The organism is Vallitalea maricola, from assembly GCF_036985595.1.
Lineage (GTDB): Bacteria > Bacillota > Clostridia > Lachnospirales > Vallitaleaceae > Vallitalea > Vallitalea maricola.
This window is the reverse complement of record NZ_BTPU01000397.1, coordinates 1-218: the sequence shown is the minus strand read 5'-3', so window position 1 is coordinate 218 and position 218 is coordinate 1. Positions and strand designations below refer to the sequence as shown.

1 protein-coding gene is annotated in these 218 nt (G+C 27.5%); it reads right to left on the bottom strand.

Features of this window, described 5'->3' with window-relative positions:
* Positions 1-218 (bottom strand): stage III sporulation protein AE (locus AACQ14_RS24435; RefSeq protein ID WP_423248011.1); only part of this gene is annotated, 218 nt, incomplete at both ends.

Sequence of the window (218 nt, the reverse complement as noted above, 5' to 3'; positions counted from 1 at the left end):
CTTTGATAAAATACTTTCTTCTGTGATACTATTAATAATCTCAAGAACAATAATTACATACACAAAAGGTATAACATATCTTAGAATAATACTTTCTACTACATTGATTATTATGAGCATTATCTGGCTATAAAGAAAAGTGGAAGTATAATTTCCCGATAATGCCGTAGCTGCAAATAAGCTAGGTATCAATGTTTTAATAAATGTTTGCAGATTAG